This is a genomic window from Pedobacter nutrimenti, assembly GCF_003208655.1.
Classification (GTDB): domain Bacteria; phylum Bacteroidota; class Bacteroidia; order Sphingobacteriales; family Sphingobacteriaceae; genus Pedobacter; species Pedobacter nutrimenti.
In genome coordinates this window covers 70389-90548 of the sequence record NZ_QKLU01000009.1, presented here as the reverse complement: position 1 = coordinate 90548, position 20160 = coordinate 70389, and the positions used below count along the sequence as shown (strand labels likewise).

At 41.4% G+C, this 20160-nt stretch carries 17 protein-coding genes and 1 tRNA gene; 8 read left to right on the top strand and 10 right to left on the bottom strand.

Annotation, left to right across the window (positions count from 1 at the left end):
• Positions 1 to 11: 11 nt before the first annotated feature.
• Together B0O44_RS21555 and B0O44_RS21550 are read right to left on the bottom strand one after the other, a co-directional pair.
• On the bottom strand, positions 12 to 620 hold the full coding sequence (locus tag B0O44_RS21555) for a TetR/AcrR family transcriptional regulator (RefSeq protein ID WP_110834173.1): 609 nt from the start codon (positions 618 to 620) through the stop codon (positions 12 to 14).
• A gap of 102 nt (positions 621 to 722) precedes the next feature.
• Positions 723 to 1337: a TetR/AcrR family transcriptional regulator gene (locus tag B0O44_RS21550; RefSeq protein ID WP_110834172.1), complete on the bottom strand. Its 615-nt coding sequence runs from the start codon at positions 1335 to 1337 to the stop codon at positions 723 to 725.
• A 149-nt stretch (positions 1338 to 1486) separates the two neighbouring features.
• Between B0O44_RS21550 and murB the strand changes: the two genes are divergently transcribed.
• The 3 genes from murB (at position 1487) to B0O44_RS21535 (ending at position 3555) form a co-directional block, all read left to right on the top strand.
• Positions 1487 to 2503 (top strand): UDP-N-acetylmuramate dehydrogenase, encoded by a 1017-nt coding sequence (gene murB, locus B0O44_RS21545; protein ID WP_110834171.1) that lies wholly within the window; start codon positions 1487 to 1489, stop codon positions 2501 to 2503.
• Positions 2504 to 2674: 171 nt separating this feature from the next.
• On the top strand, positions 2675 to 3205 hold the full coding sequence (locus B0O44_RS21540) for an RNA polymerase sigma factor (RefSeq protein WP_110834170.1): 531 nt from the start codon (positions 2675 to 2677) through the stop codon (positions 3203 to 3205).
• Between the two features lie 110 nt (positions 3206 to 3315).
• The gene (locus tag B0O44_RS21535; RefSeq protein ID WP_110834169.1) at positions 3316 to 3555 is read left to right on the top strand and encodes a cytochrome b5 domain-containing protein; all 240 of its coding nucleotides are present in this window, start codon (positions 3316 to 3318) and stop codon (positions 3553 to 3555) included.
• 75 nt (positions 3556 to 3630) lie between these two features.
• On the opposite strand, the gene B0O44_RS21530 is transcribed toward B0O44_RS21535, so the two are convergent.
• Positions 3631 to 4545, bottom strand: coding sequence for a PfkB family carbohydrate kinase (locus tag B0O44_RS21530; protein WP_110834168.1), 915 nt, complete (start codon positions 4543 to 4545; stop codon positions 3631 to 3633).
• A 141-nt stretch (positions 4546 to 4686) separates the two neighbouring features.
• Between B0O44_RS21530 and B0O44_RS21525 the strand changes: the two genes are divergently transcribed.
• The 4 genes from B0O44_RS21525 (at position 4687) to B0O44_RS21510 (ending at position 7993) form a co-directional block, all read left to right on the top strand.
• Positions 4687 to 4760, top strand: a tRNA-Asn gene (locus B0O44_RS21525).
• 269 nt (positions 4761 to 5029) lie between these two features.
• A complete protein-coding gene (locus B0O44_RS21520) occupies positions 5030 to 5461 on the top strand; it encodes a Fur family transcriptional regulator (protein WP_110834167.1) in 432 nt (143 codons plus the stop codon).
• A 48-nt stretch (positions 5462 to 5509) separates the two neighbouring features.
• Entirely contained in the window at positions 5510 to 7504 is a 1995-nt protein-coding gene (locus tag B0O44_RS21515; RefSeq protein WP_110834166.1) for a heavy metal translocating P-type ATPase, read from the top strand.
• Positions 7505 to 7624: 120 nt separating this feature from the next.
• Positions 7625 to 7993 carry a response regulator transcription factor gene (locus tag B0O44_RS21510; protein WP_110834165.1) on the top strand — a complete coding sequence of 123 codons (369 nt, stop codon included), beginning with the start codon at positions 7625 to 7627 and terminating at the stop codon, positions 7991 to 7993.
• A gap of 32 nt (positions 7994 to 8025) precedes the next feature.
• Here the strand turns inward: B0O44_RS21510 and B0O44_RS21505 are convergent, their stop codons facing one another.
• The 4 genes from B0O44_RS21505 to recJ form a co-directional block, all read right to left on the bottom strand.
• Positions 8026 to 10956, bottom strand: coding sequence for a TonB-dependent receptor (locus B0O44_RS21505; RefSeq protein ID WP_110834164.1), 2931 nt, complete (start codon positions 10954 to 10956; stop codon positions 8026 to 8028).
• Between the two features lie 229 nt (positions 10957 to 11185).
• Positions 11186 to 12694, bottom strand: coding sequence for a GH3 auxin-responsive promoter family protein (locus B0O44_RS21500; RefSeq protein WP_110834163.1), 1509 nt, complete (start codon positions 12692 to 12694; stop codon positions 11186 to 11188).
• A 15-nt stretch (positions 12695 to 12709) separates the two neighbouring features.
• Positions 12710 to 13444 carry an LPS export ABC transporter ATP-binding protein gene (gene lptB, locus B0O44_RS21495; protein WP_110834162.1) on the bottom strand — a complete coding sequence of 245 codons (735 nt, stop codon included), beginning with the start codon at positions 13442 to 13444 and terminating at the stop codon, positions 12710 to 12712.
• Positions 13445 to 13452: 8 nt separating this feature from the next.
• Positions 13453 to 15156: a single-stranded-DNA-specific exonuclease RecJ gene (gene recJ, locus B0O44_RS21490; protein WP_110834161.1), complete on the bottom strand. Its 1704-nt coding sequence runs from the start codon at positions 15154 to 15156 to the stop codon at positions 13453 to 13455.
• Between the two features lie 177 nt (positions 15157 to 15333).
• Between recJ and B0O44_RS21485 the strand changes: the two genes are divergently transcribed.
• On the top strand, positions 15334 to 16104 hold the full coding sequence (locus B0O44_RS21485; protein ID WP_110834160.1) for an MBL fold metallo-hydrolase: 771 nt from the start codon (positions 15334 to 15336) through the stop codon (positions 16102 to 16104).
• Here B0O44_RS21485 and B0O44_RS21480 read toward each other — a convergent pair.
• The 3 genes from B0O44_RS21480 to gcvP all read right to left on the bottom strand — a co-directional run bounded on the left by B0O44_RS21480 (position 16101) and on the right by gcvP (position 20132).
• Positions 16101 to 16505, bottom strand: coding sequence for a response regulator (locus B0O44_RS21480; protein ID WP_110834159.1), 405 nt, complete (start codon positions 16503 to 16505; stop codon positions 16101 to 16103). The two genes, B0O44_RS21485 and B0O44_RS21480, sit on opposite strands and share 4 nt — an antisense overlap.
• 128 nt (positions 16506 to 16633) lie before the next feature.
• The gene (locus B0O44_RS21475) at positions 16634 to 17224 is read right to left on the bottom strand and encodes a YceI family protein (protein WP_110834158.1); all 591 of its coding nucleotides are present in this window, start codon (positions 17222 to 17224) and stop codon (positions 16634 to 16636) included.
• Between the two features lie 28 nt (positions 17225 to 17252).
• Positions 17253 to 20132 carry an aminomethyl-transferring glycine dehydrogenase gene (gene gcvP / locus B0O44_RS21470; RefSeq protein ID WP_110834157.1) on the bottom strand — a complete coding sequence of 960 codons (2880 nt, stop codon included), beginning with the start codon at positions 20130 to 20132 and terminating at the stop codon, positions 17253 to 17255.
• Between the last annotated feature and the right edge of the window lie 28 nt (positions 20133 to 20160).

Genomic DNA, 20160 nt, shown 5'->3' with positions numbered 1-20160 from the left:
ATTTGAGGTTTTTACTTTTTTAATCCTTTAATAAATATTTTTGAAAGGTTGAGTTGTTTTTCCAGCATGACCTTCATGTCTTTTTTGCTGGGCATGAGTTCTTTGTTGCCATGCATGACGCATAAAGAAGTGATGCCGGCAAGACTTTCCAGATAAAGTTCTGTAATCTTGTTCAGGTCACTGACTTCAACTTCCCCGCGATCAATTGCCTGCTGAAATATAACAGAATGGAAAGCCACGTCTTTTGCTTTCATTTGCAATACGTGGTTTCTGAGTTGTTCGGAATTTAGGGAAGCATCATTGCTGCCCGAAGAAAGGTGCAGCATATAATATTTCTGGAAAAACCGGTGTTTAACTTCTATAAATCCGGCAAGGGTATCTTCAAGAGAACTGGAAGAAGGTTTTTCTTTTCCAAGAATTTCAAAATAGTCATCGAAAATCTTATTGATAACGCCAAGTATGAGGCTGCTTTTATCTGGGAAGTAATAATAAAGCGATGGTTTTGAAACCGAGAGGTCATCTGCGATTTCATTCATTGTAGTTTTATTAATTCCAAAATGAGTAAAGCGCTTAATAGCCCCTTCAATGATCAATTCTCTTTTTTTGTCTGTCTCTAACATTCTACTCTTTTACTTTCTGACTTTTTTATTAATAAGGTCAAAAGTACAGCGCAGTTGTGGGATATAAAAAATTAACGGTAAAATTGATTTAAAATGACTTTTTTATGACACTTTATTTGGCTTTAATCCTAGTAAGAAGATTTCAGCAAATCGTTTTTCTTTCACGAAAATTTCTTTAAACTGTTCTTTACTAGGGAAAATCTTCCTGTCCTTATTTAAAATATTAAAATGGATTCCCGCCATGGCCTCAACAAATATTTCGGTAACATAAGAGGTGTCTTCCAGGTTAAATTCTCCGTTGGCTACTCCGCGATTGAGTAGAGAGGTGATAATTTTAAGTTCAAAATCTTTTGCCTTACTGAATTTCTCAAATAAGTCAGCAGGTAATTCCGGGCCAATCATTTTTGAAAATTCCATCAGATTATAGTACTTCTGGATATAGCCTTGTCGTTTTTGAAGCAGCATCATAATACCTTCAGAAGAATTGGCTGTTTTTTCTACAGACTTAATGAGGTCTTTGCTTATAGAGTGCATCAGGTGCTCTATAACGCTCACATATAGGCTAAGTTTGTCAGGGAAATAATAATATAAAAGGGCTTTAGAAAAAGAAATGTCTTTCGCGATCTCGGTCATAGTTGTTTTGGCCAAGCCATAATGGGCAAATCTTTTTAGGGCGGCGTTTATAATTAAAATTCTTTTCTTATCCTGATTATCCATGTTAAATTAATCCCCTTGTTTCTGTTTTTGTGCTGTGCACAGAATTGAAAAATTGAGATGTAAATTATGCATTTTTTTTAAATATTAACTTTAACATATTTATTACACGTGTTAACAACTACATTTGCAGCATATATAAAAAAAATTGCATGCCCGTTATCCAGGAAAACATCTCTTTAAGACCATTCAATACTTTTGCCATTTCAGTAAATGCAAGGTATTTTGTTGAAATTTTTAGTGAATCGGACCTAGAGTTACTGTTGTCTTCTGGTTTTCTAAATGAAAAAGAATTGCTCATTCTGGGAGGAGGGAGTAATGTTTTGTTTACTAAAGACTTTCCGGGAGTTGTGGTTAAAATGAATATAGGCGGGCTAAAAACCGAAGTCCGTGGCGATGATCTATTCGTTACTGCAGGTGCAGGGGTGGTATGGAATGATTTTGTACAATTTTGTGTAAACTCCGGATTATCGGGTGTGGAAAATCTAAGTCTGATACCTGGAACGGTGGGCGCCTCACCGATACAAAATATTGGGGCTTATGGTGTCGAACTTAAAGATGTTTTTCACAGTTGTACAGCTTTCGAAATAAAAACGGGGCTCAAGAAAATTTTTGATAAAGAAGAATGTGAATTTGGTTACAGGGACAGTGTGTTTAAAAGCAAATTCAAGGGACAATATATCATTAGTTCCGTATGTTTCCGCTTGCACACTTCTGCAGCGCTAAATGTGACTTATGGAGCAATTCAAACTGAACTTTCAAAAAGGGAAATTGCCCAGCCTACCATACAGGATGTTTCTAAAGTCGTTTCGCAGATCCGGGTGAGTAAACTTCCGGACCCTTCAACCATTGGTAATGCAGGAAGTTTTTTTAAAAACCCCGTAATTCCAAGACAACAGTTTGATGAGCTTTATAAATCTTTTCCGGATATCGTGCATTATCCGGCTGGAGAGGGGCAGGTAAAACTTGCGGCAGGATGGCTGATTGAAAGTTGTGGGTTTAAAGGAAAAACGGAAGGGCAAACAGGTACCTGGAAAAATCAAGCACTTGTACTTGTTAATCTTGGACATGCAACAGGACAGGAAGTGTATAGTTTTTCAGAACAGATCATCAATGCCGTTTGCCAAAAATTTGGCCTAAAACTGGAACGTGAGGTAAATATACTGTGACAGGCCTTGATTTGAACATTTTAGCATCATAATTATTTTTAATTAAATTTTACTTTATTTTTTGGTACATATGTTGTATAAGCTTTAGTATGTAATATTAAACAAACTCGATAGCGCCACGTTTAAGATCCTGTTTGTTTGCTTTTTTAACTACTTAAAACTTAAAACATTATGACAAAAAATGAATTCAACCTCCAGCTGCATGATCATTCAGTTTCTTTACAGTCATTCGCTTTAAATTTTACCAAAGATCTTGAAGATGCAAACGACCTGGTACAGGATACGATGTTAAAGGCCGTAACCTATTACAGTAAGTTTAAAGAGGGGACCAATCTTAAAGGCTGGCTGTTTACGATAATGAAAAATACTTTCATTAATAATTATCGGCGCCTGGTTAAAACCAATGCACTGATTACAAAATCTGAAGATATTTCTTCTGCAAATCTGCATTACAGTGCAACTAAAAATACCAGCGACAGTAAATTCGTTATAGGTGACATCAATAAGGCATTGGCTACTTTACAACCGGAATATTATGTGCCTTTTATTAAATATTTTGAAGGATATAAATACCATGAGATTGCAGATATGCTGGAGATTCCGATTGGTACAGTGAAAACCAGAATTCATGTGGCACGTCAGATTTTAAAAAAATATTTAAAAACATATTCAAAAGATATATTGGGTGCAGAAATGGCCTAGTTGTTCTAAATTTTATAAAGCGCGTTGATCAATCATCAACGCGCTTTTTTATTTTCAAAGCATTAGGGAAGCAAAATCAAAAACCTATTTTTGAAACTTATCTTGAATGAATGATAGACCTTCCCCTATATAGCAGACAACAGCTTGCACTTCGTAACGGACAAGACAAACCCGAAATCTGGGTCGCTTACAGAGGTTTGATTTATGAGGTTACAGAAAGCCGGTTATGGAGAAATGGCAAGCATTATGAGCACTGGGCAGGGCAGGACCTGACCGATGAGCTCTCTGATGCGCCTCATACAGAAGCGGTTTTTGAACGGTTTTGTGTGGTGGGAAAATTGAGTGTATAAAAAAACAAGCCTGGGCAAATACCCAGGCTTGTTTTTTTATTAGATAAACTTGATGTTTTTTGTTGCCTATATCAACTATATGGTAAAAGAGCTCAGGTTGACGAATTCTTTTACACGTTCTGCGATGTCTTCCTCTTGTAAATTGAGGATTTTTTCAGTGCCAAACTTTTCAACACAGAAGGAAGCCAGGGCGGAACCATAAATAATTGCATTTTTCATGTTGTTGAAATTAACAGTGCCAACTTTAGCCATATAGCCTATAAATCCACCTGCAAATGTATCGCCTGCACCCGTTGGATCGAATACTTCTGCCAGCGGTAGGGCAGGAGCGGAGAAGATCTGGTTCTCATCAAATAATAAGGCACCATGTTCTCCTTTTTTTATGATCAGATATTTTGGTCCCATTGTTAAAATTTTCTTTGCTGCTTTTACCAGCGAATATTCTCCGGAGAGCTGACGGGCTTCAGCATCGTTGATGGTCAGTACATCTACCAATTTTATGGTTTCAAGCAGGTCGTCCATTGCAATGTCCATCCAGAAGTTCATGGTGTCCATAACAATAAGTTTCGGGCGGTTTTTAAGTCTCTTAATAACCGTTTGCTGCACCTGAGGAGTCAGGTTGCCCAACATCAGGTATTCACAATCCTGGTAATTTTCTGGAATAACCGGATCAAAGTCTGCAAGCACGTTAAGGTCTGTAACCAAAGTATCCCGGCTGTTCATGTCATTGTGGTATTTTCCTGACCAGAAAAAAGACTTTTCACCCGCTTTTATTTGCAATCCTTCTGTATCAATCCCATGTTGCTCGAATGTTTCAATGTCTTCTTTGTGAAAATCATCACCCACAACGGCAACAATTTTGACTTTATTATAGAAATAAGATGCGGCCAGGCCAGCGTAAGTTGCTGCTCCCCCTACTATTTTATCCGTTTTTCCAAAAGGAGTTTCAATGGCATCGAATGCTACAGTTCCTATGATTATCAGGCTCATACGTTGAATCTTGTTTTTTTTATAATTTTTTTCACTGCAAATATTGCATAAATAAATTAAAACCCCTAATATTGCATTCCCAAAACGAACAAGGATTTGTGTTCTTAAATAAATCCAGAAGCGTTTTTAGGATAGCCGGAATCCCGAATAGCTCAGCCGGTTAGAGCATCTGACTGTTAATCAGAGGGTCGCTGGTTCGAGCCCAGCTTCGGGAGCATTAAGGAAAAGCCTTGTAACATTTGTTGCAAGGCTTTTTTTGTTTTTGAATGTTATGGATATATTTTTCCCCGTAAGCGTCTATCACAAAAATTCAGATGAACCTTTTTATTAGACAATATCTTGTTTATTGCTGTAGTGTCTTGACGAAAGAAAAATTACCTAAATGTGTACTTTCTGCAGGTGGGCTGACCCAATGGCTTAAAGATAAAAACCGTATCTTTAAACATCCGGAAAAATAGAAAGGCTCAGGAGGCTGTAACATATAATGAGGACAGAAGAATTAGAATCGCGGCTGGTTAAAAAGAACATTAACCCAACAGCCATGCGACTGCTGGTCTTGGATTTTTTGTTGAAACAAATTTCAGCAATCAGTCTGAATGATCTGGAAAAAGGCATGGAACCGGCCGACCGGATCACCCTGTACAGGACTTTAAAAGTGTTTGAAGAAAAGGGGCTGGTGCATCAGATTGAAGATGGTACCGGCGCTGCCAAGTACGCATTATGTAAAGAGCAATGTGAAGAGGGCAGCCATCATGATGTACACCTCCATTTTTTTTGCAATCAATGCCAGGCAACCTACTGCCTTTCAAAAACACCTATTCCTGAAATCACGCTGCCTGTCCATTTTCGTTCCGAAGAAATCAACGTTGTGGTCAAAGGCATCTGTGACCAGTGCGAAATAAAAACTTTGCAATAGCATTGCAAGGCCGTGTACCTTATTTTTGTTTTCAAAGAAACTGGTACTATGGAAAATACAACAATAAAAGAACCCGTAATTAAAGCACATAAACCTCATACAGCGTCACATTGCTGTGGTCATGACCATGATGCTATATCCGTTCATTCTGATGATGACGGACATAACCATGGTGATGGTGAACAACAGGGCTGGACATCGCACTGGCCTTTGCTTTCTGCATTGCTTATTCTTTTTATAATGCTTAGTCTGGATTACGGCTTTAAAATTAAATTCGGTAACCTTACAGAGCTGATCATTTTTGGAATTGCTTATTTGCTTGCCGGTTATAATGTGCTCGCACTGGCTTTCAGAAAAGCAATTCGTCTCGACTTTTTTAATGAGTTTTTTTTAATGAGCGTAGCGACCATCGGCGCTTTTGCCATTGGCTCTTACAGTGAAGGGGTAGCGGTAATGGTGTTCTATTCCATAGGTGAATGGTTTCAGGATGCGGCGGTAAACCGTGCAAAACGCAACATTAAAGCATTACTTGACATTAGACCAGACACGGTGACTGTGTTAAGAGAAGGAAAAGCAATCCATGTTAAGCCCGCTGAAGTAGAGATTGAAGAGGTTATACAAGTCAAACCAGGAGAGAAGGTAGCTCTGGATGGTATTCTTCTTTCCGATAAAGGCGTGTACAATACGGCAGCCATGACGGGTGAAAGTAAACCCGATACCAAATTGAAAGGAGAGCAGGTGCTGGCCGGAATGATTAACCTCAATACCCTGACAGAAATTAGAGTAAAGTCTCTTTTTCAGGATAGCAAACTGAGTAAAATACTGGAGATGGTGCAGGATGCAACTGCCAGAAAGTCGCAGACCCAGTTGTTTATTTCCCGTTTTGCAAAAGTATACACCCCAATCGTTTTTCTGCTGGCGCTGATGGTTGTTGTGCTGCCTTACTTTTTTGTACAGAACTACGTTTTTCAGGATTGGTTTTACAGGGGGCTGGTTTTTCTGGTCATCAGTTGTCCTTGCGCGCTGGTGGTTTCCATTCCTTTGGGCTATTTCGGAGGGATTGGCCTGGCGTCCAAAAATGGAATTCTTTTTAAGGGATCTAATTTTCTGGACGTCATGACCAAAATTGATACAATTGTAATGGACAAAACCGGAACGCTGACCAAAGGTGTCTTTAATGTTCAAAAAGTTGTTACAGGATCGTTTGATAAGCAGGAGCTGATCCGTTTAACTGCCGGCCTGGAAAGTAAATCGACACATCCTATTGCCCTTGCCATTAGCCAGTATGCAGGAAATCAAACAGAAGGCCTGAAAATAGAAAATGTGGAAGAGGTTGCCGGGATGGGATTAAAAGGAAAAGTGGAAGGAAAAACAGTCCTGGCGGGCAATGCCGGACTGCTTAAAAAGTACAATATCACTTATGATCCTGTGGCAGAGCAGGAAGAAGATACAATTGTGATGGTTGCGGTAGAAGGACAGTATGCCGGTTATTTTACCATTGCTGATGAAATTAAAGAAGATGCAGGAGCAACAATTAAGGCTTTGCACGAGCTGGATATTAAAACGGTGATGTTGAGTGGAGACAAACAGAGTGTCGTAGACCGGGTGGCGAAATTGTTGGGAATGGACCAGGCTTTCGGGGGCTTATTGCCGGAAGGTAAAGTGGAAAAAGTAGAAGGCTTGAAGGCCAAAGAAAGACGGATTGCTTTTGTGGGTGACGGAGTGAACGATGCACCGGTTGTTGCCTTGGCTGATGCAGGCATTGCCATGGGCGGGCTGGGCAGTGATGCCACAATAGAAACCGCTGATATCGTTATCCAGAATGATCAGCCCATGAAAATCGTTACGGCGATAAAAATAGGTAAACTGACCAGAAGTGTGGTGTGGCAAAATATTGCACTGGCGATGGGGGTTAAAATAATTGTGCTGATTCTTGGGGCTGGTGGAGTAGCTACACTTTGGGAAGCTGTAATTGCAGATGTTGGTGTTGCTTTGCTGGCTATACTCAATGCGGTGCGTATTCAGCGGATTAAGGTTAGCTGATCTTTAAAATTAAGTTAAGTCCTTAGCGGTATGTCATTATTTCATTATATTTTATTTTTTTAATCGCCTATGGAATAATGTTTGCTCTTTAAATAAGATATTATTAAGGGCATATTTCATATGGCAAAAAGAATATTTGTACTTGAAGATGATCACGACATCAGGGACGTTTTTGAGCTCCTTCTTAAGGAAGAAGGTTATGAACTCGAGTTATCTTCATCATTTAGTGAGTTGAAAGAACTGCTGAAAAAATCGGTCCCTGACCTTTTTGTGATTGATGTGATGCTGCCCGATGCCAATGGAATTGACGTCTGCAAAGATTTGAAAGCCCAGTCTGCCACCAGGAATATTCCGGTCATTGTGATGTCTGCAAATGCAAGAAGTAAACAAATGAGCGTGCAGGCTTGCGCGGATGACTATATTGGAAAGCCTTTTGACATCGCTCATGTGATGAATAAAATAGATAAGCTTTTATTGAAACCATTGTAAAAAAAGCCGGAGGAAATTTCCTCCGGCTTTTTTTATTTATTGAGCAGGCCTTCAAAAGTAATGGCCACGTAATAAAGCGCGCCGAGGGTAGGCCCCCCGGCATATTGGATATAAGGGGTATTAAAAATATTGGTGCCCCCGATTTTTATAGTTGATTTGACCTGGGGAACTTTATAGCTCACCTGAGCGTCAAAGGTGTGAATGGGTTCTACCCGTCCGGTAACCAGAGGGCTTTCCCACAAAAAGGCATCCTGCCATTTGTACACCACACTAAAACCCAGGTTTTTTACAATTTCCCGGTTTCCAAAGGTCAGGTTGGTTGCCCATTCGGGTGTGTTGAAACCGGTGACAAACAAATCTGTATTTTCATTGGATTTGATTTTGTTGAAGCTCACGTTTCCTGCTATGGTGTATTTTTTATAAAAATTATAGGTCAGTCCAAAAGCAGAGCCATAGTTGCGGTATTTATTCTTGGCATTGGTGTAGACTCTGTAACGGTCTTGTCCAGCGTCACGATTGGCATCAAGCATATTTAAAACAGCCGCATCCGAGCCCACCGTTGCCCCTTTGGGGACGTCAACCTGGACCTGACCCAGAAAGCCATTGTAAGTATTGGTATAGGCGTCAATATCCAGAATTAAACGATTGTCCAAAAAGACACTTTTGTAACCCACTTCCAGGGAATTGATTTGTTCAGGACGTGCTTTGGGAAGGTCTGCTTTTACCAGTAAATCCCGGTTGGCCAGCGCTGCGGTATTGCGGTCTGCACCAGCGGCTACAGCAGCGTTAACCGCTGAGTTAAAGATAACCCCGGAAGCACGGGTATAACTGTTGTCCAGATAACCTAAACCTTCATTGATGTAAGAAAGACTACCTACTCTTTTTACCCGCCCGTTGTTGACATAGGATAATGCTTCAAATAAGCCGGGGAAACGATAGCCCTGCTGATAAGTGATCCTGAAATTATTGTGTTCATCCGGAGAATATACCGCAGCCAGTCTTGGCGTAAATTTAGGGTCGAATTCTGGATTGTAGTCAAAACGCAGTGAGGCAAAAATCTTTAACTTTTCGTCAAAAAAGGTTTTGGTGGCCTGTGCAAAGCCCCCGAATTTTTTATAGTATACATTTTTACCATAAGTTCCGTCGGGGAGCTGTTTACCCCGGTCTGCAATGGGCCTGCTGAAATCGACAAAACTGTTGCCATCGGGAATAATTTCATAGATGCGTGCATCCCCTCCAACAAGTAAGTCAAAATATTTAACCGGTTTGGATAAATCCCATTGGCCTTCTGCGTGGTACATATGGCTTTTCTGAACCAGGGCAGCGCCGCCAGTTACCGGTGCATCGGGAATGGTGGAAGATTTGATGTCCCAATTGTTAATGCCAATAATGGTGTTTTTTAGGTCCTGAAAGGCCTGTGTCCCAGGTTCAACCCTGCCCGCATCTGCTTGTTGCCTGGCGTATTTTGTTGCCGCCGCCAGATTGGCATCGGTTAAAGCACCGTTTGCTGTTGCATAAGCACCAAGGGCATTTTTAAACTTTGTTCCCCATGCTGAGTTGCTGCCACCGCTGGCCAGGTCCAGATTGTCTGCCAGAGGTTTTACATTATAAGAGTCCCCGGAATTTTCCAGAGAGGCATAGGCACGGATTAAAAAATTACTCCCTTTAAGCTCTATTTTGTGATTTTGAATGACCACATTGTTGAGCTGGATTTTATTCCCACGCTGAAATACGCCATCCATTTTTCCAACACGGTAATCATAAGATAATTCCAGAAAATCATTAAATCGATAATGCAGGGAGGCGTCGAACTTCAGGTTGTCTACATTAGGGTTCACCAGGTCCTTTTCCCAATAACCTGTACGGGCTACATTTAGGGTCTGATTTGCTTTGCCATTGATGCTTAACCCACTTACAGAAACGGTGTTGCTCCCCGCAAGTACATCATCACCATATTTATTCCAGCCATCAAATGCAACATTGTTCTCTCCGTTTAAAGAGGGAAAGGAAGGATTTGCACTTTTTAAGTTGTTGGGATTCTGGTCCGTTCTTGTATCTGCAAGCCAGTCTGTTCCCCTCAGGTAGCTGAGGTTGACCTTAAAAGCAAATTTATTGTTAAAAGCCCTGGCATACCGGACAGCGGTTTCAGTGAGGTTACTGAGCTCCCGACCAGTTCCTCCTACATGGTTTAAACCGGTTTTTTGATAAACACTTAAGCCCTGGTAAAGAAATGGGCTTTTAGTCAGCAGGTTGGACATCCCGTTAATGGCATTCATTCCATATAAAGCCGAAGCGGCTCCAGGGGTAATCTCGACACTGGCAATATCCAGTTCGGTAGGGCCAATAGCGTTGCCCAGCGGCACACCCAGTGTGGCGGCCTGCATGTCCACGCCATCAACCAATTGCATAAACCTGTAATTGCTTGGGATGTTGAAACCCCTGGTGTTGGGAATTTTAAAAGTTAAACTGGAAGTGGTCATTTGTACCCCTTTCACGTTTTCAAGGGCATCATAGAAACTTGGGGCAGGAGATTCCCGGATGGCCCTGATGTCGAGTTTTTCAATCGCTACTGGTGATTTTAAAATGCTTTCTTCGACCCGGGAGGCCGTAATTACGACCTCATTGCCTAAAATCGTTTGGGTGGCCAAAGCGATGTTCAGCTGTGCACCTGGTTCTTTGACCTCAAATTCCTGTGGTTGAAACCCGATGCTGGTAAAATAAAGTTTAAAAGGAAATTTCAGGCGGGAGCGGAGTTTGAATTTTCCGTTTTGATCTGAAGTGGTGCCATTGATGGTTCCTTTGACCGAAACGCTGACACCGGCCAGTGGCTCTTTGCTTTCCTGGCTGGTGACCTGTCCGCTAATTTCGATGAGCTGGTTTTCCTGTGCTTGTACTTTTTGTAGTGTGAAAAATAAAAATAATGTAAATAGAAATAGTTTGCTGTTTTGGCTTGGATTCTTCATGTTGGAATAGTGAAACTGTGAAAGTTGTAAAGAGGATTTGTCAACAGGGCGGGTCTTTTATAAGACTGCAGGGGACAACAACAACTTTGTTCTTTACACAGGTTCGGCAATGGAAGAGCAGTTAAAGAAGGTAAAATTCTAGTCATATAATTTATAGTCTATGGGATAAGTAGACAAAATTATATTTTGAATGTCATATTCGCAAATGTTTTTTTTGCGATCGCTTGAATTACATGATTTTAAGGATTTCCTCGACGTATTTTCTGTCGTTGGCCAGGCGGGGTACTTTATGTTGGCCACCCAGTTTACCTTTGGATTTTAACCATTCATAAAAGGTGTTTTTAGGTGCGTTATGCACCTTTGGACGACATAAAGCCATATCCATAAAACGCTTGGCATCATAGTCAGAATTGATCTTTCTCAGGGTCTGGTCCAGGACGTCAATAAATTTTTCAAAATCATTGGGCTGCTGGTCAAACTCTATAATCCATTCATGCCCCCCCGCTTTTTCGCCTTTAAAATAAATTGGGCAGGCGGTATAGTCAGTAAAAACGGCGTTGGTGGCTTTACAGGCCTCGCTGATGGCTTGTTCGGCATTATCAATGATGACCTCTTCTCCAAAAGCATTAATGAAGTGTTTGGTCCTGCCAGTGATTTTAATGCGGAAGGGGTGTAGGGAAGTAAATTGAATGGTATCTCCGATCATATACCTCCAGAGCCCGCCATTGGTAGAGATAATAATGGCGTAATTTTTATGCAGCTCTACTTCCTCCAGGGAAAGTGTTTTTGGGTTTTCTTCTTCCAGGAGTTCCAGAGGGAGGAACTCATAATAAATGCCATAATCCAGCATGAGCAGAAGTTCTTCGGAATTCACCTGATCTTGTATTCCAAAAAAACCTTCAGAAGCATTGTAGGTTTCCAGATAATACATATCCTCGCTCGGAATCAGTTCTTTGAACTGTTCCCGGTAAGGCTTAAAATTTACAGCCCCATGGAAGTAGAGTTCCAGATTCGGCCATACTTCTAGCAAGTTCTTTTTACCGGTAATCTCCAGGACTTTTTTAGCCAGAACAATTGTCCATGTGGGTACCCCGGATATGTTTGTGACATTTTCACGGATGGTTGCTTCTGCCATTTTCTCCATTTTTTGCTCATAATTATCCATCAGGGCAATGGAAATGGCGGGTGTCCGGTAATATTCTGCCCAAAGGGGAAGATTTTTGATCAGCACTGCTGAAAGGTCTCCATAAAAAGAGTCTTCGTTCAACTGGTTGATCTGGTGACTACCACCAAGAACCAGGCCTTTACCAGTCAGGATCTGGTTGCCTGGTCTGTTGTTACAAAATATGGAAAGCAGGTCTTTGCCACCTTTAAAATGACATTCCTGCAAAGATTCTTCTGATACCGGGATGAACTTACTCCGGTCACTGGTGGTACCGGATGATTTGGCAAACCATTTGATTTCTGAAGGCCAGAGGATGTTCTGTTCCCCCTTCAGCATTCTTTCAATATAAGGTTTTAAAGTATCGTAATTTTGTAGCGGAACCCGTTCTTTGAACTGCTCCTGAGTTTCTATCGATTTATAATCATATTTTTTTCCCCACTCGGTGTTTTCAGCACTCGATATTAGGGTATGAAACCATTCATCTTGCACATCAAAGGGATATTTTATAAAAAGTTCTATTTGATGAACTCTTTTTTTCATATACCAGGTGAAAATAGAATTTACAATTGCCATGATCCTCTATATGAATTATAAATTTTTACTTCGCAATACAAAATTAGAACCTAAATATACTTTTCTGACCATTTCATTTGCAGCGAGTACTTCAGGCGTGCCCGACTCCAGTATTTTCCCTTCAAAAAGCAGGTAAGCACGGTCGGTAATGGAAAGGGTTTCCTGAACATTGTGGTCTGTAATCAAAATGCCAATGTTTTTATTTCTGAGTTTGGCGACAATGGTCTGGATTTCTTCAACAGCAATCGGATCTACCCCTGCAAAAGGTTCATCCAGTAAAATGAAGTTTGGGCTTGCGGCAAGGGCCCTTGCAATTTCGGTTCTCCTTCTTTCGCCCCCCGAAAGTAAATCCCCCCTGTTTTTACGCACTTTATGTAAACTAAACTCGTTGATCAGCTCTTCCAGTTTTTCATGACGCTCTTCCTTGTTCATTTTAGTCATCTCCAGGATGGCCATAATGTTGTCTTCCACCGTTAATTTTCTGAAAACTGAGGCTTCCTGAGCCAGATAACCAATTCCCTTTTGGGCCCTTTTGTACATGGGATCAGTTGTGATCTCCTGATCGTCCAGGTAAATATTGCCTTCATTGGGTTTGATCAGACCTACGATCATATAAAAAGAAGTGGTTTTACCTGCTCCGTTGGGCCCCAGCAGACCGACAATTTCACCCTGGCTTACATTAAAGGAGACGTCATTAACAACTGTACGCTGTTTGTATTTTTTGATTAGATTTTCTGCTCTTAATATCATTGATTATATCAATTATCCATCCTGATAGACTTAATGTTCAGCTGCAGGCGTTTTTGCTCTTTCCATATATTTTCTTCTACCGTGTAACACATGGAAAAGGGTTTATGCGGAACGATTGCCTGTTGTAAATCGGCCAGCCCAAAACCAATGCCGTCAAAAGTAGCGGAATTTTGTTGTTTTATATTCAATTTTAAGTGTTTTGTTCCAACAATATATGGATTTCCCACACAAAATACGTTATGACTGACGAAGACTGGGGCAGGATTTCCGGGACCAAAAGGCGCCATCTGGGCAACGATGCGCTGAAATTTTGCATTGATTTGTTGAAAAGAAATTTCTGTGTCGATCTGAAGTTCAGGACACAATAATTCTTCGGGAATGCTCCGGGCGACCACTTGTTCAAAACGCTGGGAAAAGGAATCAAAATTTTTAGGATCCATGGTTAGGCCGGCTGCAAATTTATGCCCGCCAAACTGCAGCAACAGATCTGCACAGTCTGCTAAAGCCTCATAAAGGTCAAAACCGGCAACAGAACGGGCAGATCCCGTCAATAAGCCATTTGATGCAGTTAAAACCACTGTCGGCCTATAATACTTTTCTGTGAGTCTGGAAGCCACAATACCGATCACCCCTTTATTCCAGTGTTCATTAAATACAACCGTTGTTTTTCTGTTGATCAGTATTTCACAATCGCCGATAATGGCCAGTGCTTCAGCTGTGGTCTGCTGATCTGATGTTTTGCGTTCCGTATTTTGTAAATTGATAAAAGAACTTTGTTCATCTGCCGAAAGGTCTTCATCACAAAGCAACATTTTAACAGCCTCACTGGCATGATCCATACGACCTGCCGCATTGATTCTGGGCGCAATAGAAAATACAATGTCTGTTAAGGTAAAATCTTTATCTCTTCCTGTGCTGCGCATTAAAGCTTTTAAGCCCAGAGAAGGACTAGTGTTGAGTTTGAGCAGGCCGTGATAAGCAAAAATCCGGTTTTCATCCAATACAGGCACAATATCGGCTGCCACGCTGATCATCACCAGATCCAGGTATTGTTCATAGCTTTCTTTGGCCATATTATGTGTAAGGGCATAGGCTTGTGCCAGTTTGAAACCTATGCCGCAGCCCGCAAGCTCTTTAAAGGGATAGGGGCAATCCGCGCGTTTGGGATCCAGTACAGCAACGGCAGCAGGTAGGGTTTCTCCAGGCAAGTGATGGTCACAAATAATAAAGTCAATGCCCATTGAAAGGGCGTAATCAATTTTATCATTGGATTTAATGCCACAATCCAGCGCAATGATCAGTGTACATCCTGCAGATTTCGCATAATCGATACCTTCAGTGGAAATGCCATAACCTTCCTTATGCCGGTCCGGGATATAATATTCCAGCCGGTTTGTCAATTGTTTGAAGAAGCTGTAAGCCAGTGCAACAGAAGTGGTGCCGTCTACATCGTAATCTCCGTAGATCAGTATTTTTTCCTGATGTTCCAGGGCCAGATCTATCCGCCGGATTGCTGTATCCATATCCTTCATTAAAAAAGGATCGTGTAAATGTTTCATGTCAGGACGAAAAAAATCGCGTGCTGCATCAAAAGAAGTGATTCCCCGCTGAACGAGTATCTGTGCTAAACTTTCATCTATATTTAATTGTTGTACAAGCAAATCTGTTGTTTTCCGATCAGCCCACCCGGCCTGTACCCATCTTTTTTCCATTAATATTTAATTCGTTTAGCGCTTTCCGGCTTTTATCTGTTTTGTTTGATCTGCAATGCAGGCCTAATGCTGCTGCACTTTTCCGGACTGCTTTGTTGGTGCTAAGTTGAAATAGGTTCCCTATCTTTGCCTAGCAATTCGTAAAGATATCATTTAATTATTCTTCTTAAAACACCTATGTCATTACAAGTTTTTACTTTATACGAAGGTTCTTATTCTGTAGACGCCAGCAAGAAATTTATACCCTTTGATCCGGCTGTGCACCAGGCAAAAGACAGACCAGCATCTTTATTTATCCATGTACAACCTTTTCTGGTCAAAATGAATAATTTGCTGCTGCTGCTGGATACAGGTCTGGGTTACAGTGATGACAAAGGGGCGCTCATCCTTCATCAAAACATCAAAAAAGCTGGGTTTCAACCTGAAGATGTAGACTATGTACTGATGTCACATTTACATTTTGATCACTCCGGAGGAATGGTGCACCATTACAATGACCAAATGGAACTGAGCTTCCCAAATGCAACCTATGTAGTCCAGAGAGGCGAATGGGAAAGTGCTTTCACCAATACTTCCTCTTCTTACAAAACAGAAATATTCGAATTTTTACAACGCAATGCCCAACTGAATTTTATTGAGGGGAACGGTCAGTTCCTGGAGGGTATAGATTATGAACTTACGGGTGCGCATACCCCGTATCACCAGGTTTTTCTTTTAACAGATGGAACAGAAAAAGCTTTTTTTGGAGGTGATGTTCTCCCTGAACCGGAAGAATTGATCCGGAGGTTTATTGCAAAATACGATTATGATGGAAGAAAGGCTATGGAGCTCCGGGAAGAATATGGTAAAAAAGCAGCCCTGGAAAATTGGAACTGCCTGTTTTACCATGCAAAAACCAAAGCTACAGGTCATGTAACCTATACCGATGGTACTTTTAATATTATTTAAGGTTGTTCTTCGAGCCCTTTAAAAAGCTCGATTAAGCGTTCTATGGAAAGGGGTTTAGAAATAAATCCTTTTACTATTTTATAGGTTTTGGCTTTTTCAATGTCGTTTTCATAAACGGAAGAAGAAAGCATGTACATGTCCACTTTCTGGCTGATGTCCATTTTTTCGTAAGCCTCAATAAACTCCCAGCCATTCAGGACCGGCATATTGATGTCTATAAGCATAAGGTGAGGAAATACTTCAGCATTTTCCCTGTTTTCCAGGAGAAAATCGATGGCCAGTTGTCCGTTGGTTTTTGCAATCATATTTACTGCAAAACCCGTCTTCTCTACAATTTTTCTTATGATGAATATATTGATGTCATCATCATCAATAACAAGTAAATTTATTTTAGAATCCATCTTGGTTAAGTAAAGAGAGCCTTATTTTACATTAAAGATATAAAATAGATATGGAATATAGATGCCCGACCTTTAAAATAAAAAAAGGCCATTTATAGTAAAATGGCCTTTTTTTTATCTCTTTTTTATTATTTGGTGGCAGTCAGTTTAACTGATAGTTCAAATTCGTCATAGATGAATTTGTCACCGATATCAGTAAAAACGGTTTTAGACTTGAATTTGATGCCATATTTGGTCCTGTCAACAACAATCTTATCTGCTGTGGCAGTAACGGTATTGCCGTTCCATGCCAGGGTAGCCGGGAAAGAAATTGCTTGTGTAACACCTTTGATAGTTAAGTCTCCGCTCACGTTTACAGTGTTCCCGCTGCCGCCAGTTACCTTTTTAATCACAAAAGTTGAAGTTGGAAATTTAGAGGAGCCAAAGAAATCATCGGACTTCAAATGGTTCTCCAGATTCGCGCTTTTGTCGGCATCCTTCAGACTGGTCATATCGATGGTAAAATTACCTTCTGCAAGTTTTTTACCATTAAATCCAAGTGACCCGGATTTTAGATCGATTGTTCCATTATGGGATCCTGCAAATTTTTTACCAGTCCAGGTAATGGAGGACTTTTGAACATCTACCTTATAGGTGTCTCCTTTAAATGAAGGGGCCTTGAAGGCAGTGGCTGCTGCTGCAATAAACAGTAAAGCCAGGGAAGCAATTTTTAATTTCATTCTTTGTGTTGATTAATTGGTTTATGATTTAGACTGTGGTTTCTTCCATATAACTTTCTATTGGGGGGCAGGCACAAACCAGTGACCGGTCTCCGTAAGAATCATTTACCCTGCCGACTGAAGGCCAGAATTTATAAGCAGCAACATAAGGTAAAGGAAAGGCTGCAGTTTGTCTGCTGTAACCATGTTTCCAGTCGTTGCCAGTTACAACTGCTGCAGTATGTGGTGCATTTTTTAAAGGATTGTCTGTTTTGTCCGATGTTCCGTTTTCCACAGCACTGATCTCTTTTCTAATTGCGATTAAGGCATCGCAGAACCGATCCAGTTCATGCTTCGGCTCGCTCTCGGTTGGCTCAACCATTAGGGTGCCTGCGACCGGGAAAGAAACCGTTGGGGCGTGGAAGCCATAATCCATCAGACGTTTGGCAATATCCACGACCTCTATACCTGCATTTTTAAAAGCACGGCAGTCCAGGATCATTTCATGCGCACAGCGGCCATTTGCACCCGAGTACAAGACCGGGTAATGTTGTTCCAGGCGTGCTTTCATATAGTTGGCGTTCAGGATGGCATAACGGGTCGCATTGGTCAGGCCCTCTGAACCCATCATGGCGATATAAGCATGAGAGATCACCAGGATAGAGGCAGATCCCCAGGGTGCAGAAGAAACGGCATGGATGGATTTGCCTTTACTGATGTCAACTACAGCGTGTCCGGGTAAATAAGGAACCAGGTGTTTTGCAACACCGATAGGACCCATGCCAGGACCACCACCACCATGTGGAATGCAAAAAGTTTTGTGCAGGTTCAGGTGACAAACGTCAGCACCGATGTGTCCGGGACTGGTTAAACCTACTTGTGCATTCATATTTGCACCATCCATATAAACCTGTCCTCCATTTTCATGGATGATGTTACAGATGTCAATAATGCTTTCTTCGAATACACCATGGGTAGAAGGGTAAGTGACCATTAAACAGGAAAGCTCATTTTTGTGCTCCTGGGCTTTAGCTTTAAGGTCCTCTACATCTATATTTCCGTTTTCAAGAGATTTAACAATAACAATTTTCATTCCGGCCATTGCTGCAGAAGCCGGATTGGTTCCATGAGCAGATGAAGGGATCAGCGCGATGTTACGGTGGTGATCACCACGGTCCTGATGGTAAGCCCGGATGACCATTAAACCAGCATATTCACCTTGTGCACCCGCATTTGGTTGCAGGCTCATGGCGGCAAAACCAGTAATTTCGCTAAGCCATTTATCCAGTTCATTAAATACAGTATAGTAACCTGCAACCTGATCAGCAGGTGCAAATGGATGGATTTTTCCAAATTCCGGCCAGGTGACCGGGATCATCTCTGTGGTTGCATTTAACTTCATGGTGCATGATCCTAAAGCAATCATAGAATGGCAAAGAGAAAGATCTTTTGCTTCCAGGGATTTGATGTAACGCAGCATTTCATGTTCAGAATGGTGCGCATTAAACACCGAATGGCTCAGGTAGGAAGAAGTCCGCTGAAGTTCTGCCGGAATTACAGTTTCCACCTGCTGGTCTTCCAGTTCTACCTGATCGGCGGCAATGGCTTTTACCTTAGCAAAGATTTTTACCAAAAGTTTTACATCTTCTGCAGAAACGGTTTCATCCAGGGAAATGGTTACCGTTTTTCCGTTATAATTCAGGTTGATTTCGTTGTCAATACATTCCCTGTGGATGGAATCTGTCAAATCGGCCAGATCCAGCTGTATGGTGTCAAAATAAACCTTGTTCAATTGTTTATAACCAATTTTTTCAAGTGATTTTGCCAGGGTAACGGTCAGTCCATGGGTGCGTTCTGCAATCAGTTTTAAGCCTTTAGGGCCATGGTATACCGCATAGAAACCAGCCATAATAGCCAGAAGGGCTTGTGCGGTACAAATGTTGGATGTAGCTTTATCCCTGCGGATGTGCTGTTCCCTGGTCTGAAGGGCCATACGAAGCGCATAATTGTCATGGCTGTCAATGGTTACCCCAATGATCCGACCGGGAATAGATCTTTTATATTCTTCTTTAGTGGCAAAAAAAGCAGCATGTGGGCCACCGAATCCCATTGGGATACCAAAACGCTGTGTCGTACCCACTACGATATCGGCGCCCCATTCACCCGGAGGCGTCAGTAAGGTTAAACTTAGTAAATCTGCGACAACGGTTACCTTTACATTTTGCTGGTGTGCCTTAGCCGCAAAAGCAGTATAATCAAATACCTCTCCGTTACCGGCAGGGTATTGAATAATGGCACCAAAGAACTCTTCATTCAATTCGGCTGTATGGTGGTCACCGATACTGAGTTCAATGCCAAAAGGGTTGGCGCGTGTTTTTAAAATATCAATAGTTTGAGGGAACAGCAATTCTGATACAAAAAACTTTTTAGCCTGCTGATTTTTACGCAGACTAAACTGCATGAACATGGCTTCTGCTGCAGCAGTACCTTCGTCGAGCAGAGAGGCATTTGCAATTTCCATACCTGTCAGGTCAATGACCATGGTTTGGAAATTCAGCAGGGCCTGTAAACGGCCCTGGGCAATTTCTGCCTGGTATGGTGTATATTGGGTATACCATCCTGGGTTCTCCATCACGTTGCGTAAAATTACCCCCGGGGTAATGGTGTCGTAATAACCCTGACCAATGTAAGATTTGAAAACTTTATTTAAAGAAGCCGTTTGTTTTAAACTGCTCAGGTAATCTTTTTCAGACTTCGCCTTTGGCAAATTTAAAGCCTGTTTTAACCGGATGCCCTGTGGAACCGTTTGTGCAATCAATTCGTCAACAGAACCCAGACCAAGGGTGTTCAGCATTGCTTTTGTATCCTCAGAATTGGGTGCAATGTGGCGGTCTTTAAACTCTTCTTTGTAATGAATATTTAAGCTCATGAAATCTTATGAATAATTTTTCGCAAAG